The 19,406-nt window shown below is 33.9% G+C and carries 36 protein-coding genes; all 36 read left to right on the top strand.

All coding sequences use genetic code 11. The annotated features are described in order from the left end of the window. Positions 1–515: 515 nt before the first annotated feature. Positions 516–824, top strand: coding sequence for a 30S ribosomal protein S10 (gene rpsJ, locus B3J31_RS11335; RefSeq protein WP_035133283.1), 309 nt, complete (start codon positions 516–518; stop codon positions 822–824). Between the two features lie 107 nt (positions 825–931). Next, positions 932–1,561, top strand: coding sequence for a 50S ribosomal protein L3 (gene rplC / locus B3J31_RS11330; protein ID WP_150845871.1), 630 nt, complete (start codon positions 932–934; stop codon positions 1,559–1,561). A 17-nt stretch (positions 1,562–1,578) separates the two neighbouring features. Further along, a complete protein-coding gene (gene rplD, locus B3J31_RS11325; RefSeq protein ID WP_150845872.1) occupies positions 1,579–2,199 on the top strand; it encodes a 50S ribosomal protein L4 in 621 nt (206 codons plus the stop codon). After that, positions 2,199–2,495 carry a 50S ribosomal protein L23 gene (gene rplW / locus B3J31_RS11320; RefSeq protein WP_150845873.1) on the top strand — a complete coding sequence of 99 codons (297 nt, stop codon included), beginning with the start codon at positions 2,199–2,201 and terminating at the stop codon, positions 2,493–2,495. Before rplD ends, rplW begins: the two co-directional genes overlap by 1 nt. 52 nt (positions 2,496–2,547) lie before the next feature. Further along, complete coding sequence (gene rplB, locus B3J31_RS11315) at positions 2,548–3,381, top strand: 50S ribosomal protein L2 (RefSeq protein WP_150845874.1); 834 nt, start codon at positions 2,548–2,550, stop codon at positions 3,379–3,381. A 62-nt stretch (positions 3,382–3,443) separates the two neighbouring features. Further along, positions 3,444–3,725 carry a 30S ribosomal protein S19 gene (rpsS, locus tag B3J31_RS11310; RefSeq protein WP_035133294.1) on the top strand — a complete coding sequence of 94 codons (282 nt, stop codon included), beginning with the start codon at positions 3,444–3,446 and terminating at the stop codon, positions 3,723–3,725. A 22-nt stretch (positions 3,726–3,747) separates the two neighbouring features. Beyond that, on the top strand, positions 3,748–4,083 hold the full coding sequence (gene rplV, locus B3J31_RS11305; RefSeq protein WP_150845875.1) for a 50S ribosomal protein L22: 336 nt from the start codon (positions 3,748–3,750) through the stop codon (positions 4,081–4,083). Positions 4,084–4,099: 16 nt separating this feature from the next. Continuing rightward, positions 4,100–4,765 (top strand): 30S ribosomal protein S3, encoded by a 666-nt coding sequence (gene rpsC, locus B3J31_RS11300; protein WP_150845876.1) that lies wholly within the window; start codon positions 4,100–4,102, stop codon positions 4,763–4,765. Positions 4,766–4,792: 27 nt separating this feature from the next. Next, positions 4,793–5,236 (top strand): 50S ribosomal protein L16, encoded by a 444-nt coding sequence (gene rplP, locus B3J31_RS11295; protein WP_035133300.1) that lies wholly within the window; start codon positions 4,793–4,795, stop codon positions 5,234–5,236. After that, the gene (gene rpmC / locus B3J31_RS11290) at positions 5,226–5,438 is read left to right on the top strand and encodes a 50S ribosomal protein L29 (RefSeq protein WP_035133305.1); all 213 of its coding nucleotides are present in this window, start codon (positions 5,226–5,228) and stop codon (positions 5,436–5,438) included. Before rplP ends, rpmC begins: the two co-directional genes overlap by 11 nt. Before the next feature lie 21 nt (positions 5,439–5,459). Next, positions 5,460–5,714, top strand: a complete 255-nt coding sequence (gene rpsQ, locus B3J31_RS11285; protein ID WP_035133308.1) for a 30S ribosomal protein S17 — start codon at positions 5,460–5,462, stop codon at positions 5,712–5,714. Between the two features lie 23 nt (positions 5,715–5,737). Further along, entirely contained in the window at positions 5,738–6,106 is a 369-nt protein-coding gene (gene rplN / locus B3J31_RS11280; RefSeq protein WP_035133311.1) for a 50S ribosomal protein L14, read from the top strand. Between the two features lie 17 nt (positions 6,107–6,123). Then, positions 6,124–6,438 carry a 50S ribosomal protein L24 gene (rplX, locus tag B3J31_RS11275; protein WP_035133314.1) on the top strand — a complete coding sequence of 105 codons (315 nt, stop codon included), beginning with the start codon at positions 6,124–6,126 and terminating at the stop codon, positions 6,436–6,438. A gap of 22 nt (positions 6,439–6,460) precedes the next feature. Then, positions 6,461–7,003, top strand: coding sequence for a 50S ribosomal protein L5 (gene rplE / locus B3J31_RS11270; RefSeq protein ID WP_035133316.1), 543 nt, complete (start codon positions 6,461–6,463; stop codon positions 7,001–7,003). A gap of 14 nt (positions 7,004–7,017) precedes the next feature. After that, a complete protein-coding gene (locus B3J31_RS11265; RefSeq protein ID WP_035133318.1) occupies positions 7,018–7,203 on the top strand; it encodes a type Z 30S ribosomal protein S14 in 186 nt (61 codons plus the stop codon). A 32-nt stretch (positions 7,204–7,235) separates the two neighbouring features. Beyond that, a complete protein-coding gene (rpsH, locus tag B3J31_RS11260; RefSeq protein WP_035133320.1) occupies positions 7,236–7,634 on the top strand; it encodes a 30S ribosomal protein S8 in 399 nt (132 codons plus the stop codon). Positions 7,635–7,657: 23 nt separating this feature from the next. Further along, positions 7,658–8,197, top strand: coding sequence for a 50S ribosomal protein L6 (rplF, locus tag B3J31_RS11255; RefSeq protein ID WP_150845877.1), 540 nt, complete (start codon positions 7,658–7,660; stop codon positions 8,195–8,197). 25 nt (positions 8,198–8,222) lie between these two features. Further along, a complete protein-coding gene (gene rplR, locus B3J31_RS11250; protein WP_150845878.1) occupies positions 8,223–8,585 on the top strand; it encodes a 50S ribosomal protein L18 in 363 nt (120 codons plus the stop codon). A gap of 17 nt (positions 8,586–8,602) precedes the next feature. Continuing rightward, the gene (rpsE, locus tag B3J31_RS11245) at positions 8,603–9,100 is read left to right on the top strand and encodes a 30S ribosomal protein S5 (RefSeq protein ID WP_035133326.1); all 498 of its coding nucleotides are present in this window, start codon (positions 8,603–8,605) and stop codon (positions 9,098–9,100) included. A 12-nt stretch (positions 9,101–9,112) separates the two neighbouring features. Continuing rightward, on the top strand, positions 9,113–9,292 hold the full coding sequence (gene rpmD, locus B3J31_RS11240; protein WP_035133328.1) for a 50S ribosomal protein L30: 180 nt from the start codon (positions 9,113–9,115) through the stop codon (positions 9,290–9,292). 17 nt (positions 9,293–9,309) lie between these two features. Next, positions 9,310–9,750 (top strand): 50S ribosomal protein L15, encoded by a 441-nt coding sequence (gene rplO, locus B3J31_RS11235; RefSeq protein ID WP_035133331.1) that lies wholly within the window; start codon positions 9,310–9,312, stop codon positions 9,748–9,750. Then, a complete protein-coding gene (secY, locus tag B3J31_RS11230) occupies positions 9,751–11,034 on the top strand; it encodes a preprotein translocase subunit SecY (RefSeq protein ID WP_150845879.1) in 1,284 nt (427 codons plus the stop codon). Positions 11,035–11,059: 25 nt separating this feature from the next. Then, positions 11,060–11,722 carry an adenylate kinase gene (locus tag B3J31_RS11225; protein WP_035133451.1) on the top strand — a complete coding sequence of 221 codons (663 nt, stop codon included), beginning with the start codon at positions 11,060–11,062 and terminating at the stop codon, positions 11,720–11,722. Next, positions 11,709–12,455, top strand: coding sequence for a type I methionyl aminopeptidase (map, locus tag B3J31_RS11220; RefSeq protein WP_035133335.1), 747 nt, complete (start codon positions 11,709–11,711; stop codon positions 12,453–12,455). Before B3J31_RS11225 ends, map begins: the two co-directional genes overlap by 14 nt. Positions 12,456–12,468: 13 nt before the next feature. Beyond that, complete coding sequence (locus B3J31_RS11215; RefSeq protein WP_150845880.1) at positions 12,469–12,750, top strand: KOW domain-containing RNA-binding protein; 282 nt, start codon at positions 12,469–12,471, stop codon at positions 12,748–12,750. 8 nt (positions 12,751–12,758) lie between these two features. Further along, entirely contained in the window at positions 12,759–12,977 is a 219-nt protein-coding gene (infA, locus tag B3J31_RS11210) for a translation initiation factor IF-1 (protein ID WP_035133338.1), read from the top strand. A gap of 15 nt (positions 12,978–12,992) precedes the next feature. After that, the gene (gene rpmJ, locus B3J31_RS11205) at positions 12,993–13,106 is read left to right on the top strand and encodes a 50S ribosomal protein L36 (protein ID WP_003373491.1); all 114 of its coding nucleotides are present in this window, start codon (positions 12,993–12,995) and stop codon (positions 13,104–13,106) included. A gap of 43 nt (positions 13,107–13,149) precedes the next feature. Beyond that, complete coding sequence (rpsM, locus tag B3J31_RS11200; RefSeq protein ID WP_150845881.1) at positions 13,150–13,518, top strand: 30S ribosomal protein S13; 369 nt, start codon at positions 13,150–13,152, stop codon at positions 13,516–13,518. A gap of 15 nt (positions 13,519–13,533) precedes the next feature. Continuing rightward, positions 13,534–13,926, top strand: a complete 393-nt coding sequence (rpsK, locus tag B3J31_RS11195) for a 30S ribosomal protein S11 (protein WP_035133342.1) — start codon at positions 13,534–13,536, stop codon at positions 13,924–13,926. Between the two features lie 19 nt (positions 13,927–13,945). Next, positions 13,946–14,566, top strand: coding sequence for a 30S ribosomal protein S4 (rpsD, locus tag B3J31_RS11190; RefSeq protein WP_150845882.1), 621 nt, complete (start codon positions 13,946–13,948; stop codon positions 14,564–14,566). A 63-nt stretch (positions 14,567–14,629) separates the two neighbouring features. Next, the gene (locus B3J31_RS11185) at positions 14,630–15,577 is read left to right on the top strand and encodes a DNA-directed RNA polymerase subunit alpha (protein ID WP_150845883.1); all 948 of its coding nucleotides are present in this window, start codon (positions 14,630–14,632) and stop codon (positions 15,575–15,577) included. Positions 15,578–15,589: 12 nt separating this feature from the next. After that, positions 15,590–15,931 carry a 50S ribosomal protein L17 gene (gene rplQ, locus B3J31_RS11180; protein ID WP_035133348.1) on the top strand — a complete coding sequence of 114 codons (342 nt, stop codon included), beginning with the start codon at positions 15,590–15,592 and terminating at the stop codon, positions 15,929–15,931. Between the two features lie 91 nt (positions 15,932–16,022). Next, positions 16,023–16,952 carry an energy-coupling factor transporter ATPase gene (locus B3J31_RS11175; RefSeq protein ID WP_346873988.1) on the top strand — a complete coding sequence of 310 codons (930 nt, stop codon included), beginning with the start codon at positions 16,023–16,025 and terminating at the stop codon, positions 16,950–16,952. Continuing rightward, entirely contained in the window at positions 16,937–17,791 is an 855-nt protein-coding gene (locus B3J31_RS11170) for an energy-coupling factor transporter ATPase (protein ID WP_346873987.1), read from the top strand. Before B3J31_RS11175 ends, B3J31_RS11170 begins: the two co-directional genes overlap by 16 nt. A gap of 30 nt (positions 17,792–17,821) precedes the next feature. Beyond that, the gene (locus B3J31_RS11165) at positions 17,822–18,619 is read left to right on the top strand and encodes a CbiQ family ECF transporter T component (RefSeq protein WP_150845886.1); all 798 of its coding nucleotides are present in this window, start codon (positions 17,822–17,824) and stop codon (positions 18,617–18,619) included. Positions 18,620–18,645: 26 nt separating this feature from the next. After that, the gene (gene truA / locus B3J31_RS11160; protein ID WP_346873986.1) at positions 18,646–19,380 is read left to right on the top strand and encodes a tRNA pseudouridine(38-40) synthase TruA; all 735 of its coding nucleotides are present in this window, start codon (positions 18,646–18,648) and stop codon (positions 19,378–19,380) included. The last annotated feature ends 26 nt before the right edge of the window (positions 19,381–19,406 follow it).

The following is a 19,406-nucleotide window of genomic DNA, read 5'->3' as shown; positions in this document are numbered from 1 at the left end:
TTGTATATATAAATATGGAGAAAAATCTATACTAATAGATTTTTCATTATTTTACCTATTGAATTTAAATGTTATATGATGTACTATACATAAATATAACTTCTATAGTATATTTAATTAAAAATAAAAAAGTTTACTAATATCTTTATATATTCTGAATTTTAGGCAATTATATAAACAAATAGTTAGTAAAGTTACATATTAAATATATAATATTTTTATTAAAGAAAATTAAAGATATTAAAAATTTACAAGAGTAAAAAATGAATAAAAACTCTTGTCAAAGCTAACAAAATAATGTATACTATAGAAGTTGCAATATGGTAACAGCGATGAGGTAAGAGGTTGCCGGGCTTCCGGGGGAATTCTTAACCGAGCATGCTCAATCACGAATTGGGCGACGGGGTCTGTAGTGCTGTTGTGTTTCTTAAAATAAGAAACGCCAGGAGCAGTTTACAGAACTTCCGCTGTTGCGCGTAAGAAGTAATAGCGTGCGATGAAAAGGAGGGAATGAAATGTCAAAACAAAAAATCAGAATCAGATTAAAAGCGTTTGATCACACAATACTAGATCAATCAGCAGAGAAGATTGTTGAGACTGCTAAAAACACAGGAGCTAAAGTAGCTGGTCCAGTACCACTACCAACTGAGAAAGATGTAATAACTGTTCTAAGAGCTCCACACAAATACAAAGATTCAAGAGAGCAGTTCGAAATCAGAACTCATAAAAGACTAATCGATATATTAAGTCCATCACCAAAAACTGTTGATGCGTTAATGAGATTAGACTTACCAGCAGGTGTAGATATCGAAATAAAATTATAATCGTACATAGTACATGAAATTGAACTATGATGTACGGGTAATAGAAAAACTATTACTAACTATTATGATCACAATGTGGTCCGCTAATAAGTAGGAGGTGTATTTAAATGAAAAAAGCTATAATGGGTAAAAAATTAGGAATGACTCAAATATTTGATGAAAATAGAAGAGTAGTACCTGTAACAGTTGTAGAAGCTGGTCCATGTGTAGTAATCCAAAAGAAAACAGCAGAAAATGATGGATATGAAGCCATAAAAGTTGGATTTGGAGATATAAGAGAAAAGTTAGTGAATAAACCTAAGAAAGGTGAATTCGCAAAAGCTGGTGTTGTTGTAAGAAGACACATAAAAGAATTTAGATTAGAGGATACAAGTGCTTACGAAGTAGGTTCTGAAATAAAAGCAGAAATCTTCGCAGCAGGAGATAAAATTGACGTATCTGGAATATCTAAAGGAAAAGGATTCGCTGGCGTTATAAAAAGATGGAACTTCCACAGAGGACCAATGAGCCACGGTTCTAAATTCCATAGAGCAGTAGGTTCAATGGGAGCATCATCAGACCCATCAAGAACATTTAAAAATAAAAAAATGCCTGGTCATATGGGAAATGTTAATACTACAGTGTTAAATCTAGAAGTAGTAAGAGTAATACCTGAAAAGAATATTATTCTTATAAAAGGTGGAATACCAGGACCAAACAAAGGTTTAGTAGTAATAAGAAACGCTGTTAAAGCATAAGGAAAGGAGGATGCAGAATGCCTACAGTAAAAGTGTATAACACTGAGAAAAAAGAAGTTGGAGAAATTCAATTAAATGATAGCATTTTCGGAGTAGAAGTTAGTGTTGAAGCAATGCACCAAGTTGTGTTAGCTCAATTAGCTAATAAAAGACAAGGAACTCAAAGTGCTAAGACAAGAGCTGAAGTAAGAGGCGGAGGAATTAAGCCTTGGAGACAAAAAGGAACAGGAAGAGCAAGACAAGGTTCTATAAGAGCTCCACAATGGATTCACGGGGGTATCGTATTTGCACCAAAACCACGTGATTACAGAGTTTCCGTTCCAAAGAGTATGAGAAGAGTAGCTATGAAATCAGCTTTAACTTCAAAAGTACAAGATAATGAAATGATAGTATTAGAAAGCTTGGCTTTCGATGCACCAAAAACTAAAGATATGGTAAAAGTTCTTAATGCTTTTGAAACTAAAAAAACATTAATAGTTGTAGCTGAGTCTAATGAGAATGTTTATAAATCAGCAAGAAACATTCCTGGAGTAGCTGTAGTGCCTGTAAACAACATAAATGTTTACGACATATTAAAGTATGAAAACTTAATGATTACTAAAGATGCTGTATCAAAAATTGAGGAGGTGTATGCATAATGAAAATGACTAGTTATGATATAATAAGAAAACCTGTTATAACTGAAAAAAGTATGGCTGCTATGGCAGAAAGAAAATACACTTTCATCGTTGACATACACGCAAACAAAGTTCAAATAAAAAAAGCTGTTGAAGAAGTTTTCGGAGTAAAAGTTGAAGATGTTAAAACTCTAAGAAATTTAGGTAAGACTAAAAGAGTTGGAGTTCACATTGGAAAAAGAGCTGACTTCAAAAAAGCAGTTATTAAATTAGCAGCTGACAGCAAAACAATTGAATTCTTTGAAGGAATGCAATAATATAACGCATTTATTGGCTAGAGCCAGATAAGCGAAAAGGGAGGGAAACCTAATGGCAGTTAAAAAATTTAACCCTACCACACCTTCAAGAAGAAATATGACTATGGCTTCATTTGAGGAAATAACAACAGATGTACCTGAAAAGTCACTTCTTGTAAGTAAGAAAAAAACTGGTGGTAGAAATGCTCAAGGTAAAATTACTGTTCGTCACCACGGTGGTGGAGCGAAACAAAAATATAGATTAATAGATTTTAAAAGAACTAAAGATGGTATACCAGCTAAAGTTGCAACTATCGAGTACGATCCAAATAGATCAGCTTACATCGCATTAGTTGTATATGCAGATGGTGAAAAGAGATACATAATAGCTCCAGTTGGATTAAAGGTTGGAGATGTTGTAGTATCTGGATCAGATGCAGACATTAAAGTTGGAAATACACTTCCAATAACTAACATACCAGTAGGTACAATAATTCATAACATTGAATTACAAGTAGGAAAAGGTGCTCAACTTGTTAGATCAGCAGGTTCTTCAGCTCAATTAATGGCTAAAGAAGGATCTTATGCTCAAGTAAGACTACCAAGCGGAGAAGTTAGATATGTAAGAGTAAACTGTAGAGCTACAATAGGAACAGTTTCAAACCTAACTCACGAAATTGTTAATATAGGTAAAGCAGGAAGAAAGAGACATATGGGTATCAGACCAACAGTAAGAGGATCTGTAATGAACCCTAATGACCACCCACACGGAGGTGGAGAAGGTAAATCTCCAGTAGGTCATGCTAGTCCACGTACTCCATGGGGTAAACCAGCTCTTGGATACAAAACTAGAAAAACTAAGAAATATTCTGACAAATTTATTGTTAAGAAAAGAAATAGTAAATAGTTAGAAGAGAAATAAATTCTCTTCTGATTATAACTACTTTACATGAAGGGAGGCCACTAATAGTGAGTAGATCAATTAAAAAAGGACCTTTTGTAAAAGAGTCTCTTCTAAATAAAATAGAAGAAATGAACAAAGCTGGCGAGAAGAAAGTTATAAAGACTTGGTCAAGAAGCTCTACAATTTTTCCTCAAATGATAGGACACACAATTGCTGTACATGATGGAAGAAAACATGTTCCAGTATATGTTCAAGAAGATATGGTAGGACATAAACTTGGAGAGTTCGCTTTGACTAGAACTTTTAAAGGTCATATCGCGAAGGAAAAATCAAGTAGAATGAGATAGTACGGGAAGGAGGAAATTACCAATGGAAGCTAAAGCTATAGCTAAATATGTAAGAATGTCTCCTATGAAAGTTGGGATTGTTCTTGACCTTATAAGAGATAAGAATGTAAATGAAGCTTTCGCTATATTACAATATACTCCAAAAGATGCAGCTGTTGTTATTAATAAGTTATTAAAATCAGCTGTTGCGAATGCAGAAAACAATTTTAATTTAGACAGAAATAGATTATATGTTGCAGAGGCTCATACAGGTGCAGGTCCAACATTAAAGAGATTTAGACCACACGCTCAAGGTAGAGCATTCAGAATTTTAAAAAGAACTAGCCATATAACTATAGTAGTTAAAGAAAGAGCATAAGAAGGAGGGATATAGAGTGGGTCAAAAAGTACATCCACACGGCCTAAGAGTTGGTGTTATCAAGGATTGGGACGCTAAATGGTATGCAGACAAGAAAAATTTTGCAGATAACTTAGTTGAAGATAATGCTATCAGAGAATATATAAAGAAAAGATTATTCACTGCTGGAATATCTAAAATTGAGATAGAAAGAGCAGCTAAAAGAGTTAAAATAAATATACATACCGCAAAACCTGGAATGGTTATAGGAAAAGGCGGTCAAAGTATAGAAGAACTTAAAGTTGCATTAAAAGAAGTTGTTAAAGATAAATTTGTTTTAATTAACATAGTAGAAGTTAAAACACCAGAAAACAATGCACAATTAATGGCTGAAAACATAGCAGCTCAATTAGAAAAGAGAATATCTTTCAGAAGAGCTATGAAACAAACAATTCAAAGAGCTATGAGAACTGGTGTTAAAGGAGTTAAGACTGCATGTTCAGGAAGATTAGGCGGAGCTGAAATCGCAAGAACAGAGCAGTATCATGAGGGAACAATCCCACTACAAACTTTAAGAGCTGATATTGACTATGGATTTACAGAAGCTAATACAATCTATGGTAAAATTGGTGTAAAAGTTTGGGTGTATAAAGGTGAGGTTCTTCCAACTAAGAAAGTTCAGAAGGAAGAAAGTAACTCATAATAACGTGTAAGGAAGGAGGAATTTGACATGTTAATGCCTAAAAGAGTTAAACATCGTAAGGTACAACGTGGTAGAATGAGAGGTAAAGCTACAAGAGGTAACTTCATCGCTTATGGAGATTATGCTTTACAAGCAACAGAGTGCGGTTGGATTACAAGCAACCAAATCGAATCTGCCAGAATAGCTATAAATAGATACGTTAAAAGAGGAGGAAAGGTTTGGATAAAAATCTTCCCTGATAAGCCAGTAACTGAAAAACCAGCTGAAACACGTATGGGATCTGGTAAAGGTTCACCAGAGTACTGGGTAGCAGTAATTAAACCAGGTAGAGTATTATTTGAAATATCTGGAGTATCTGAAGAAGCTGCTAGAGAAGCTATGAGACTTGCGTCTCACAAATTACCAGTAACAACCAAATTTGTTACTAGAAGAGATTTTGAGGAAATGGGTGGTGAAATCAATGAAGGCTAATGAATTGAAAGAGTTGAGACAAAGTACTCCTCAAGATTTAAATGTAAAACTATCTGATCTTAAATCAGAATTATTTAACCTTAGATTTCAGTTAGCTACAGGACAGTTAGAAAACCCAATGAGAATTAAACAGGTTAAGAAGTCTATAGCCCAAATTAAAACCATCCTTAGAGAAGAAGAATTAAGGGCTTGTGAGCAGTAATACTGAAAGGAGGTTCATCTTGTGGAAAGAGGAAATAGAAAAAGTAGAATCGGAAGAGTAGTTTCTGACAAAATGGATAAGACAATTGTTGTTGCTGTTGAAACTAAAGTTAGACATCCATTATATGGAAAAACAGTTAATAGAACAACTAAATTTAAGGCTCATGATGAAAATAATGAAGCAAAAGTTAACGATAGAGTATTAATAATGGAAACAAGACCATTATCTAAGGATAAGAGATGGAGACTTGTTGAAATCATGGAAAGAGCTAAATAGTTAACTGAAGGGAGGGTATTTACATGATACAACAACAAACATTATTAAAAGTAGCGGATAACTCTGGTGCTAAAGAAATAATGTGTATTAGAGTACTCGGTGGTTCCAAAAGAAAATGGGGAAACATCGGAGACGTAATTGTTGCTAGCGTTAAAAGTGCAACACCAGGTGGAGTTGTTAAAAAAGGTGACGTAGTAAAAGCAGTTATTGTTAGATCAGTTAAAGGTTTGAGAAGAGCAGACGGGACTTATATCAGATTTGATGAGAACGCAGCTGTTATTATAAAAGACGATAAGAATCCAAAAGGAACTCGTATCTTCGGACCTGTTGCTAGGGAGCTAAGAGATAAAGAATATAATAAAATATTGTCACTAGCACCTGAAGTACTATAGGATAGGGGGTAGCAAAGATGAAAGTTCATGTTAGAAAGAAAGACACTGTTATGGTTATCTCTGGAAAAGATAAAGGTAAAACTGGAGAAGTTTTAGCTGTTTATCCTAAGACTGGAAAAGTTGTAGTTGCTGGCGTTAACGTAGTAACTAAACATCAAAAACCAAACAGACAAAATATGCAAGGTGGAATAGTTAACTTTGAAGCAGCTATTAACAGCTCAAAAGTTATGCTATATTGCGATAAATGTAAGAGCGTAACTAGAATAAGCAATAAAGTACTTGATGATGGTACAAAAGTTAGAGTTTGCAAAAAGTGCGGAGAAACATTTTAATTCGCGAAAGGAGGTTTAACAAATGGTTACAAGACTACAAGAGAAATACAATAGTGAAGTAATACCAGCTATGATGGATAAGTTCGGTTACAAAAATATAATGCAAGTACCTAGACTTGAAAAAATAGTTATAAATATGGGAGTTGGCGAAGCTAAAGATAACTCTAAAGTTTTAGATGCTGCTGTAAGTGATATGCAATTAATCACTGGACAAAAAGCTGTATTAACTAGAGCAAAGAAATCAGTTGCCAACTTTAAAATAAGAGATAACATGGCAATTGGATGTAAAGTTACATTAAGAAAAGATAAGATGTTCCAATTTGCGGACAAATTAATGAATATAGCATTACCAAGAGTTAGAGACTTCAGAGGCGTTCCTACTAAGTCATTTGATGGAAGAGGAAATTATGCTTTAGGAATAAAAGAACAATTAATATTCCCTGAAATAGAATATGATAAAATTGATAAAGTAAGAGGAATGGATATAATATTTGTAACTACTGCAAAGACAGACGAGGAAGCAAGAGAATTATTAAGATTCCTTGGAATGCCATTTGCTCAATAAAAGGAGGGAATGACTTGGCACGTAAAGCTTTAATAGAAAAGTGGAAAAAAGAACCAAAATATTCAACTAGAGAATACTCTAGATGCAGATTATGTGGAAGACCACATTCTGTCTTAAAAAAATTTGGTATTTGCCGTATATGTTTCAGAGAACTTGCTTATAAAGGACAAATTCCTGGATGCAAAAAGGCAAGCTGGTAATATACAGATCATAGCGAAAGGAGGCACAATTAATGAATATGACTGATCCGATAGCAGATTTGCTAACACGTGTAAGAAATGCAAATATTGTTAGACATGAAATAGTAGAAGTTCCTTCTTCAACAATAAAGAAAGGCATAGCAAATATTATGCTTCAAGAAGGATATATTAAAAATATAGAAGAATATCAAGATGGAACTGTTTCAATGTTAAGACTTAGCATGAAATATGGCCAAAATAAAGAGAGAGTTATAACAGGACTTAAGAGAATATCTAAACCAGGACTAAGAGTTTATAGTGGTAAGGATGATATCCCTAAAGTTTTAAATGGATTAGGAGTTGCAATAATATCAACTTCTAAAGGATTAGTTTCTGATAGAGAAGCTAGAAAATTAGGATTAGGCGGAGAAGTTATCTGCTACATCTGGTAGTTTATGAACAAGGAGGTGCGATTATGTCAAGAGTAGGAAGACTTCCAATAGCTATACCAGCTGGTGTATCTGTTACAGTAACGCCAGACAACGTTGTTACAGTTAAAGGACCTAAAGGGGAATTAACTAGAACAATGGTGAAAAATATAAACATAGCTATAGAGGATAATCAAGTGGTCGTTACAAGACCAAGCGATATAAAAGAACATAGAGCTCTACACGGATTAACTAGAGCATTATTAAATAATATGGTAATTGGAGTAACTAATGGTTTCGCTAAGACATTACAATTAGTTGGTGTTGGATATAGAGCAACAGCTAAAGGTAAGGGATTAACTTTAAACCTAGGATTCTCACACCCAGTTGAAATAGCTGCTGTAGAAGGAATTACATTTGAATTAACAGATGCTACTACTATAGTAGTTAAAGGAATCGACAAGGAATTAGTTGGTAAAGTTGCAGCTGATATAAGAACTTGGAGAAAACCTGAGCCTTACAAAGGAAAGGGTATTAAGTACTCTGATGAAGTTATCAGACGTAAGGAAGGTAAGACTGGTAAATAATAGCTATTAGAAAGGAGAGAATTTCATGTTCAATAAAGCTGATAGAAAGCTATCAAGAGAAAGACGTCATTTAAGAGTACGTAAGAAAATTCACGGAACAGCTGAAAGACCAAGACTTGCAGTGTTCAGAAGTGAAAAGAACATATACGCTCAAATTATAGATGATGTTGCTGGAAGAACATTAGTTGCTGCATCTAGTTTAGATAAAGACTTTTCTCTAAAAGTTGGTAGCAATAAGGAAGCTGCTAAACTAGTTGGTGAAGTAGTAGCTAAAAAAGCAATAGAAGCAGGAATTACTGAAGTTGTATTCGATAGAGGTGGATATGTATACCACGGAAGAGTACAAATGCTTGCAGAAGGTGCAAGAGAAGCAGGACTTAAATTCTAAAAAAAGGAGGTACACACATGAAAATAGATCCTAGCACACTTGATCTTAAAGAGAAAGTTGTACACATAAACAGAGTTGCTAAGGTTGTTAAAGGTGGTAGAAACTTCAGATTCAGCGCACTAGTAGTTGTTGGTGATGAGAACGGACACGTTGGTGTTGGAATGGGAAAATCTATCGAAATACCAGAAGCAATTAGAAAAGGTATCGAAGATGCTAAAAAGAACATCGTTAAAGTTGAATTAGATGGAACTACAGTTCCTCATACTATAGATGGTAAATTTGGAACTGGTACAGTTCACATAATGCCAGCTTCAGAAGGAACAGGTGTTATCGCTGGAGGTCCAGCAAGAGCAGTACTTGAGCTTGCAGGATTAAAAGACGTTAGAGCTAAATCATTAGGTTCAAATAACCCAAGAAATATGGTTAGCGCAACTATAGATGGATTATCAAAATTAAGAACAGCAGAGCAAGTTGCAAAACTTAGAGGCAAAACTGTTGAAGAAATTCTAGGATAGGAGGGGAAAACCTTGGCTAAAGTTAAATTAACATTAGTAAAGAGTTTAATTGGTAGAAAGAAAGATCATATTGCTACTGTAGAGGCTCTTGGATTAAGAAAAATAGGTAAAACTGTTGAGCACGAGGAGACTCCTCAGATCAGAGGTATGATTAATAAAGTAAGTTACCTACTAAAAGTAGAAGAAGCTTAAACTAAGGAGGTGTAAATATGAGACTTCATGAGTTAAGACCTGCAGAAGGTGCAAAAAAATCTCCTAAGAGAATCGGTAGAGGTACTGGTTCAGGTTGGGGTAAAACTGCTGGAAAAGGTCAAAAAGGACAAAACTCAAGATCTGGTGGCGGTGTAAGACCAGGATTTGAGGGAGGTCAAATGCCTTTATATAGAAGACTACCTAAGAGAGGATTTACAAATATATTTGCTAAAGAATATACTTGTATAAACGTAGATAGACTAAACATATTTGAGGATGGAACTGTAGTTACTCCAGAGTTACTTCGTGAATCTGGAATGGCTAAGAGAGTAAACGATGGGATAAAGATTCTTGGAAATGGTAACATTGAAAAGAAATTAACTGTTAAAGCTAATAAGATTTCCAAAGCTGCAGCAGAGAAGATTGAAGCGGCAGGAGGAAAAGTTGAGGTGATATAGATGTTATCAACCCTACGAAACGCTTGGAGAGTTCCTGAGCTAAGAAGAAGAATACTATTTACGTTAATGATAGTGGTAATTTTTAGAATGGGTGTGTTTATCCCAGTACCAGGAGTGGATGCTAGTAAGATTGCAACTTTAGTTAGTAGTAATTCAGGTTCCCTTCTAAGTTTCTATGACATGATTGCAGGAGGGGCTTTTAGTAAGTTTAGTATATTTGCTTTAGGTGTTACTCCGTATATCAATGCATCGATTATAATTCAATTACTTACAATTGCAATTCCTTATTTAGAACAACTTTCTAAAGAAGGTCAAGAAGGAAGAAAAAAAATACAGAACTATACTAAATATGCAGCTCTAGTATTTGCTGTTATTCAAGCATATGCAGCATATGCCTTAATTAAAAGCTCAGGAGCTATATTGATAGAAGGTTCAATGGGCCTTTTACTAATAATACTAACAATGACAACAGGTACAGCCTTGTTAGTATGGATAGGTGAACAAATTTCAGTATATGGAATTGGAAGTGGTGTTTCTGTTATTATATTTATAAATATAATATCTTCACTACCACAAACAGCTTATCAAATAGCAGGGCTTCTTAAAACAGGAGAAGTTAGTCCGGTAGAGGTTGTAATATTCGTAGCAGTAGCTTTAGCTTTATTAATTACAGTAATTGTTATAAATTTAGCAGAACGAAGAATTCCAGTGCAATATGCCGGTAAAGCAGTAGGAAGAAAAGTTATAAAAGGTCAATCATCACATATTCCAATAGGATTAAATTCTTCTGGAGTTATGGCAATAATCTTTGGTATGTCAGTAATGCAATTTCCAGCGGTTATAGCACAAATATGGCCTGAATCTTCCTTTGCGGTATTTGTTAATAAGAGTTCTTGGAGTATATTTCGTCAAGATACTATGAAATATGTAGTAGCATACTTTTTATTAGTACTGTTCTTTGCTTGGTTCTATACTATAATTACTTTCAAACCAGATGAGATGGCAGAGAATATGAATAAATCATCAGGATTTATTCCAGGTATAAGACCAGGTGAGAAAACTGAAATTTACTTAGAGAAGATTTTGACAAGAATATCCCTTTTAGGTGGAACATTTGCTGGAATTATAGCTATAGTGCCTATATTAGCAGCTATATTCAGTAATTTTAAGGGAGTTTCATTTGGTGGAACTAGTTTACTAATTTTAGTTGGTGTATCTCTAGATACTATGAAACAATTAGAATCTCAGCTAGTAATGAGACATTATGAAGGGTTCCTTAAATAAAAATTTTAATTTGGAGTTGATACTAGTGAGAGTTATTTTATTAGGTCCTCCTGGAGCCGGAAAAGGAACTCAGGCAAAGTCAATCTGTAATAAATACTCTATACCACACATATCTACTGGAGATATTTTTAGATATAATATCTCTCAAGCAACGCCTTTAGGGATTGAAGCTAAAAAATATATAGATAAAGGTCATCTAGTACCAGATGAATTAACTATCGATTTAATTAAAGATAGATTAAAGCAGGATGACTGCAAAAATGGATTTTTACTAGATGGTTATCCAAGGACTGTAAATCAAGCAGAGGCTTTAGAAGTTTTACTTAAAGAAATGAGTTTAAAACTAGACACTGCCTTATTGATTGAAGTTCCTAAGGGTTTTATTATAGATAGAATGACAGGAAGACGTGTATGTACTACTTGTGGAGCTAGTTATCACGTAAAATATAATCCTACTAAAAACGATGGAAAATGCGACGTTTGCGGTAGCGTTGTAATACAAAGAGCAGATGATAATGAAGCGACAGTAAGTGAAAGACTTGAAATATATGATGCACAAACACAACCGTTAATAGAATACTATAGAGAGAAAAATCTATTAGCAGAGGTTGATGGAACGCAAGCTATTAATGATGTTTTTAAGAATATCTGTGGTATCTTAGGAGCGATAAATAGTGATGAATATTAAGAGTGATACAGAACTAGAATATATGAGGAGTGCTGGTAAGGTTGTTGCCGATACCCTAGCAATGATTCAAAAGGTAATAAAACCAGGAATAACCACTGCAGAAATTGATAAACTTGCTGAAGAGTTTATATTAGCACAAGGAGCTATACCTTCTTTTAAAGGATATGGAGGATTCCCAGGATCAATATGTGCATCAGTAAATGATGTAGTAATACATGGTATCCCGAATGACACCGTATTAGTTGAAGGAGATATAATCAGTGTTGATTGTGGAGCGATACTTAATGGATATCATGGTGATGCTGCACGAACTTTTCCAGTAGGAAATATTTCTAAGGAAGCACAACATCTAATAGATGTCACTAAAGAATCTTTCTTTAAGGGCATTGAAAAAGCAGTAGTGGGGAACAGACTTACCGATATTTCAGCAGCTATTCAAAAGCATGCTGAGAGTTTTGGATATTCTGTGGTTAGGGATTTTGTTGGACACGGCATAGGAACTTCTATGCATGAAGACCCGCAAGTTCCTAATTACGGCACTGCTGGTAAAGGTCCTAAGTTAGTACACGGTGTAGTACTTGCAATTGAACCTATGATAAACATGGGAAATTACAAAGTTAAAATTAAGCCAGATGGTTGGACTGTAGTGACTAGTGATGGAAAGTTATCTGCCCATTATGAAAATACTATAGCAATAACTAATGAAGGTGTAGAAATACTAACTTTGAGCTAATGAGGTGACTAATGTGGATGATGACAGCCTTTTAGGTAAGGTAGTACATTCAAAATCAGGAAGAGATAAAGGAAAATACTTTATCATTATTGGTATAATAGACGATGAGTATGTCTATATTTCAGATGGAGACCTTAGAAAAATTGATAGGCCAAAGAAAAAGAAAATTAAACATTTATCTTTTACAGATGTTTTGGCTGAAGATATTAGAAGTGCTATCTTATCTGATGGAAAGATCAGTAATTCTAAAATAAGAAAATTTTTGCAGGTTGAGGATATAATAGAGGAGGTTTGATTACCCTTATGTCAAAAGATGATATAATTGAAATGCAAGGTGTCGTTTTAGAAACTCTACCTAATGCAACTTTCCAAGTTGAATTAGAGAGTGGGCACAAGATACTTGCTCATATTTCTGGAAAGTTAAGAATGAACTTTATAAGAATTTTACCAGGAGATAAGGTTACAGTAGAACTTTCTCCATATGATTTGACTCGTGGGAGAATAACTTGGAGAGATAAGTAATAAGGAGGGTTAGCTATGAAGGTAAGACCATCAGTTAAACCTATATGTGAAAAATGTAAAGTTATAAAAAGAAAAGGAAGAGTAATGGTTATCTGTGAAAATCCTAAACATAAACAAAAACAAGGTTAATAAAAATAAATAAGTAGTGATACTTAGGAGGTGTAGATTGTAGATGGCAAGAATTGCAGGTATTGACCTACCAAAAGAAAAAAGAGTTGAGATAGGTCTAACTTATATATTTGGTATAGGACTACCAAAATCTCATGAAATACTTGAAGCTACAGGAGTGAATCCTGATACTAGAATCAAGGATTTAACTGAAGATGAAGTAAATACATTAAGAGATTATGTAAATAAGAGCTTAATGGTTGAAGGTGATCTTAGAAGAAAAGTTGCCTTAGATATAAAGAGACTTAAAGAAATCGGATGTTATAGAGGAATAAGACATAGAAAAGGTCTTACAGTTAGAGGTCAAAAGACTAAGACTAATGCAAGAACAAGAAAAGGTCCTAAGAAGACTATAGCAGGCAAGAAGAAATAGTAAGGAGGGAATATAATGGCTCAAAAGAAAGTTAGAAGTAGAAGAAAAAAAGAAAGAAAAAATGTTGAGCACGGTGCTGCACACATAAAATCTACTTTCAATAATTCCATCGTTACACTTACTGATGCAGCTGGAAACGCATTGTCATGGGCAAGTGCTGGTGGATTAGGATTTAGAGGTTCAAGAAAAAGTACTCCATTTGCAGCTCAAATGGCAGCTGAAACAGCAGCTAAAGCAGCGATGGAACATGGTTTAAAAAGCATAGAAGTTTATGTTAAAGGTCCAGGAGCAGGTAGAGAAGCGGCTATAAGATCACTTCAAGCTGCAGGATTAGAAGTTACTTTAATCAAAGATGTAACTCCAATTCCTCACAATGGATGTAGACCACCAAAAAGAAGAAGAGTTTAATTAACAGGAGGTGTAATGAATGGCAAGATACACAGGCGCTACATGCAGACTTTGTAGAAGAGAGGGCCTTAAGCTTAACCTTAAAGGTGACAGATGCTTCACTGAGAAGTGCGCTTTTACTAGAAGAGGTTATGCACCAGGTCAACACGGTCAAAGCAGAAAGAAAATGTCAAACTATGGAACTCAATTAAGAGAAAAGCAAAAAGCTAAGAGAATATATGGAGTTCTAGAAGGACAATTTAGAAAGTACTATGAGAAAGCTGAAAAGCAAAGAGGAATTACAGGTGAAAACCTACTAAAATTCCTAGAATTAAGATTAGATAACGTTGTTTATAGATTAGGATACGGAAGCTCAAGAGTTGAAGCTAGACAATTAGTAAACCACGGACATTTCTTAGTAAATGGTAAAAAAGTAGATATCGCATCTTATTCTGTTAAAGCTGGAGATGTTATATCAGTTAGAGAAAAAAGCAGATCTTCTGAAAAATTCAAAGTTTTTGCTGAAAATCCAAAAACTCTACCAACTTGGTTAGAAGGAAATATTGAATCATTTGAAGGTAAGGTTGCTTCAATACCAGCAAGAGAAGACATAGACGTTCCTGTTAATGAAACATTAATCGTTGAGTTATACAGTAAATAGTCAATAATGTAATCAGTTGCCCTCGATATAAAAAAACCACTAAATTTAAAAGGAGGGTTATAAATGTTAGAAATTGAAAAGCCAAAAATAGAATGTGTTGAAACCGCTGAAAATGGTACATATGGCAAGTTTGTTGTTGAACCATTAGAAAGAGGTTATGGAATAACTTTAGGTAATGCATTAAGAAGAATTCTTCTTTCTTCACTACCTGGAGTTGCTGCTAATTCGATTAAAATTGATGGTGTTTTACACGAATTCTCAACTATACATGGAGTTAAAGAAGATGTTTCTGAGTTAATTCTAAATATAAAGCAATTAGCACTTAAGATGTCTGGTGAGGGCCCAAGAACAATATATATTGATGCTGAAGGTCCAGGTGAAGTTACAGGAGCAGATATTAAAGTAGACGGAGATGTTGAAGTAGTTAATGAGGATCTTCATATTGCTACCCTAGATGATGGTGGAAAGTTATTTATGGAGATAAATATTAATAGTGGTAGAGGTTATGTTTCTCAAAATAAGAACAAAACTGATGATAAGCCAATATCAACTATACCTGTTGATTCAATATATACTCCAGTTAAAAGAGTTAACTTTACAGTTGAGAATACAAGAGTAGGACAGATCACAGATTATGATAAATTAACTATAGAAATTTGGACAAATGGAACTATTAGACCTGATGAAGCTATTGGTTTATCAGCTAAAATCCTTATCGAACACTTTAAATTATTTATGACATTAACTGATCATGCAGATAATGTTGAAATAATGATAGAAAAAGAAGAAGATAAGAAAGAAAAAGTTCTAGAAATGACTATAGAAGAACTAGATTTATCTGTTAGAAGCTTTAACTGCTTAAAGAGAGCTGGTATTAATACTGTTCAAGAGTTAACAGAAAAATCAATGGATGATATGATGAAGGTAAGAAACCTAGGAAAGAAATCTCTTGAAGAGGTTGAGCAAAAACTTGAAGGCTTAGGATTGGGATTCAAACCTAGCGAGGAGTAAGGAGGTATAGAGATGGCACAGCAACGTAAGTTAGGACGTCCAACTGATCAAAGAATGGCAATGCTTAGAAATCTTACGACTAGTTTCTTAAAGCACGGTAGAATTGAAACAACTGAAGCTAGAGCAAAAGAAACTAAAAGATTAGCTGAGAAAATGATAACTTTAGCTAAAAGAGGAGATCTTCATGCTAGAAGACAAGTGCTTGCATTTGTTACAGAAGAGGATGTTGTTAAGAATTTATTTGATAACGTAGCTCCAAAGTACGCTGAGAGAAATGGTGGATACACTAGAATAATGAAAATGGGACCTAGAAGAGGCGACGGAGCAGAGGTTGTTGTATTAGAATTAGTATAATAATTCAAGGGGATTAAGTAAGGCTAACTTAGTCCCCGTTTTGTTATAAAATTGGGTATTAGATAGTAACTCTCTAATGGAGGGATAATTGATGGAAACTAATATAAATTCTAGAGATAATCAAATTGAAAAGCTTAATGAAATTAATAAAATAGATAATTTAAATTCATCCAGTGAAAAAGTACCAGAAGTTATTAGTGAAAACTTGAGATACACTTATCCTCCGGATAGTGAAGGTAATATAAAATTGGCTATAGATGGTGTTAATATTACCATTAATAAGGGTGAGTTTGTAGTTGTATTAGGTCATAATGGATCAGGAAAATCTACTTTTGCAAAACATATAAATGCACTCTTAATTCCAACAGAGGGCAAAATTAGTGTGTCTGGATATGATACTAGCAAAGAAGAAAACGTATGGAATGTAAGAAGCAAAGCGGGTATGGTTTTTCAAAACCCTGATAACCAAATTGTTGCAACCATAGTAGAAGAGGATGTAGCTTTTGGACCAGAAAACTTAGGCGTAGAACCTAAGGAGATAAGAAGAAGAGTAGATGAGTCACTTAAGAGAGTAAACATGTATGATTATAAAAAGCATGGACCACATCTTCTATCTGGGGGTCAAAAGCAACGTGTAGCTATTGCTGGTATATTAGCTATGATGCCTGAATGCATAGTATTAGATGAGCCAACAGCCATGCTTGATCCATCTGGAAGAAAAGAAGTTATAAATACGATAATGGATTTAAATAAAAACAATGGGATTACAATAGTATACATAACACACTTTATGGAAGAAGCTGTTGCAGCAGATAAGATATATGTTATGGATTCAGGAAAAGTTATAGTAGAAGGAAAGCCAAGAGAAGTATTTCAAAATGTAGAAATTATGAAAAACTTAGGTTTGGATGTACCACAAATGACAGAATTGGCTTATGAATTAAATAAATCAGGTGTTAATATAAAATCGGATATATTAACTATAGATGAGATGGTGAGAGAATTATGTCAATTAAAATAGAAAATTTAACTCATATATATATGGCTAAAACTCCCTTTGAAAAGGTTGCCCTTAGTAATGTTAATGTGAATATAAATGATGGTGAATTTGTAGCCCTCATTGGACATACAGGCTCAGGTAAATCTACTTTGATACAACACATGAACGGGTTATTAAAACCTAACCAAGGAAAAATATTTGTTGATGGTGTAGATATTACTGCTAGTGGAGTTAAGCTTACGGACATAAGAAAAAAAGTTGGATTAGTATTCCAATATGCAGAGTATCAACTTTTTGAGGAAACAATAGAAAAGGACATAATGTTTGGACCTAAGAATTTAGGGCTTAATGATGAGGAAGCTTTAGCAAGAACTAAAAGAGCCATGGACATGGTAGGTTTAGACTATGAAGCTTACAGAAATAAATCTCCATTTGACCTAAGTGGAGGACAGAAAAGAAGAGTAGCAATAGCTGGAGTTGTAGCTATGGAACCAAGGGTTTTAATATTAGATGAACCAACAGCTGGATTAGATCCTAAGGGGAGAGATGAAATTCTAGGAGAGCTATATAAGCTTCATAAATCCTATAACATGACTATCATTCTTGTATCTCATAGCATGGAGGATGTGGCAAAGGTTGCAGACCGTATATTGGTAATGGATGAAGGAAAATGTGTATTAGATGGTACACCACAAGAAATATTTAAAGAAGTAGATACATTAGAAAATGTAGGTCTTGCAGTTCCACAGGTAACATATCTTATGCGAGAATTGAGAAGGGTTGGATTTGAATTACCTGATGATATTTTCACATTAGAACAAGCTAAAAAAGAGTTACTTAAGATACTAGCAAAAAACTAGGCTCTTTTATAAAGTTATGGAGGAGTAAATATGATTAAAGATATTACCATAGGCCAATATATACCTGGAGAGTCATTTGTCCATAAATTAGATGCTAGGGTAAAAATACTATTTTCCTTACTCTTTATAATAGACTTATTTTTAATAAAAGAGTTCTCAGGATATATTGTTATTTTTATATTTACAATGATGGCTATAATTGTATCTAAGATTCAATTTAGATATATATATAAGGGGTTAAAGCCTATATTTATATTAATGATAATAACAGCACTATTTAATGTGTTTTTAACTAGAGGTAACGTATTATTATGGCAATGGGGATTTATTAAAATATATAAAGAAGGTATAGTAACAGCTATATTTATGATATTAAGACTTACTTTTCTTATTATAGGAACATCTCTATTAACATTAACTACATCACCAATAGAACTTACTGATGGAATAGAAAAATTACTAGGACCATTTAAAAAAATTGGTGTACCAGCTCATGAGCTTGCTATGATGATGACTATAGCACTACGATTTATACCTACTTTAATGGATGAGACTGATAAAATAATGAAGGCTCAAAAGGCAAGAGGTGCAGATTTTGAAAGTGGAAGTATCGTTAATAGAGCTAAAAGCCTTATACCATTACTTGTTCCGCTATTTATTAGCTCCTTTAGAAGGGCTGATGAATTAGCAATGGCAATGGAAGCTAGATGCTATAGAGGTGGAGAAGGTCGAACTAGAATGAAGATACTGAAAGTGACTTCTAGAGATTATGTAGGAATGATTGTTATGTCTGCATTAACTATAATAGTTATATATATGAGATTTTAGATGTAGTAGAATAAAGGGATATATATATGAAAAACATTAAGTTAATACTAGAATATGATGGAACTAATTATATGGGTTGGCAAAAACAGCCTAAGGGAGAAACCGTTCAAGGAACAGTTGAAAATGCAATCTCTAAGATCACTGGGGAAAAAGTTGAAGTGATTGGTTGTAGCAGAACTGATAGTAAAGTTCATGCTAAGGGATACGTGTGTAATTTTAAGACTAGTAGTAATATTCCTGTAGAAAAGTTTAGAGAAGCATTAAATCATGTATTACCAGAAGATATATCTGTAATTAAGTCCTCACAAGTTCATGATGATTTTCATGCTAGATATGATTCAAAAGGGAAGATGTATTGCTATACAATACTAAATACAGAAGTAAGAATGCCCATATGCAGAAATTTTTCATATCACTATAAAAAGAGTTTAGATATAGGGAAAATGAAGGATGCTGCAAAATTTTTTATAGGAACTCATGATTTCGAAGCTTTTAGGAATATTGGAAGTTCAGTTAAAACGACTACAAGAACTATTAGTAAAGTTGATATAGTTAAGAACGAACACTATATAAAAGTATATATAGCTGCTGATGGATTTTTATATAATATGGCAAGAATTATGATAGGAACGCTTATAGATGCAGGAAATGGAAAAATAAAAGCAGAAGATATACCTAAAATAATATTGAGTAGAGATCGAAAAAAAGCAGGCAAAACATGTTCACCCCAAGGTTTGTGTTTAATTGAAGTTTATTATTAATAATAGTCAGAAGTTTAGCACGTGAA

Origin of the sequence: Clostridium sp. UBA5988 (assembly GCF_002435615.1) — a bacterium.
In the GTDB taxonomy this organism is placed as follows: Bacteria; Bacillota; Clostridia; order Clostridiales; family Clostridiaceae; genus Clostridium_J; species Clostridium_J sulfidigenes.
The sequence above is the reverse complement of the archived record's forward strand: the minus strand, read 5'-3'. Positions and strand labels throughout refer to the sequence as shown.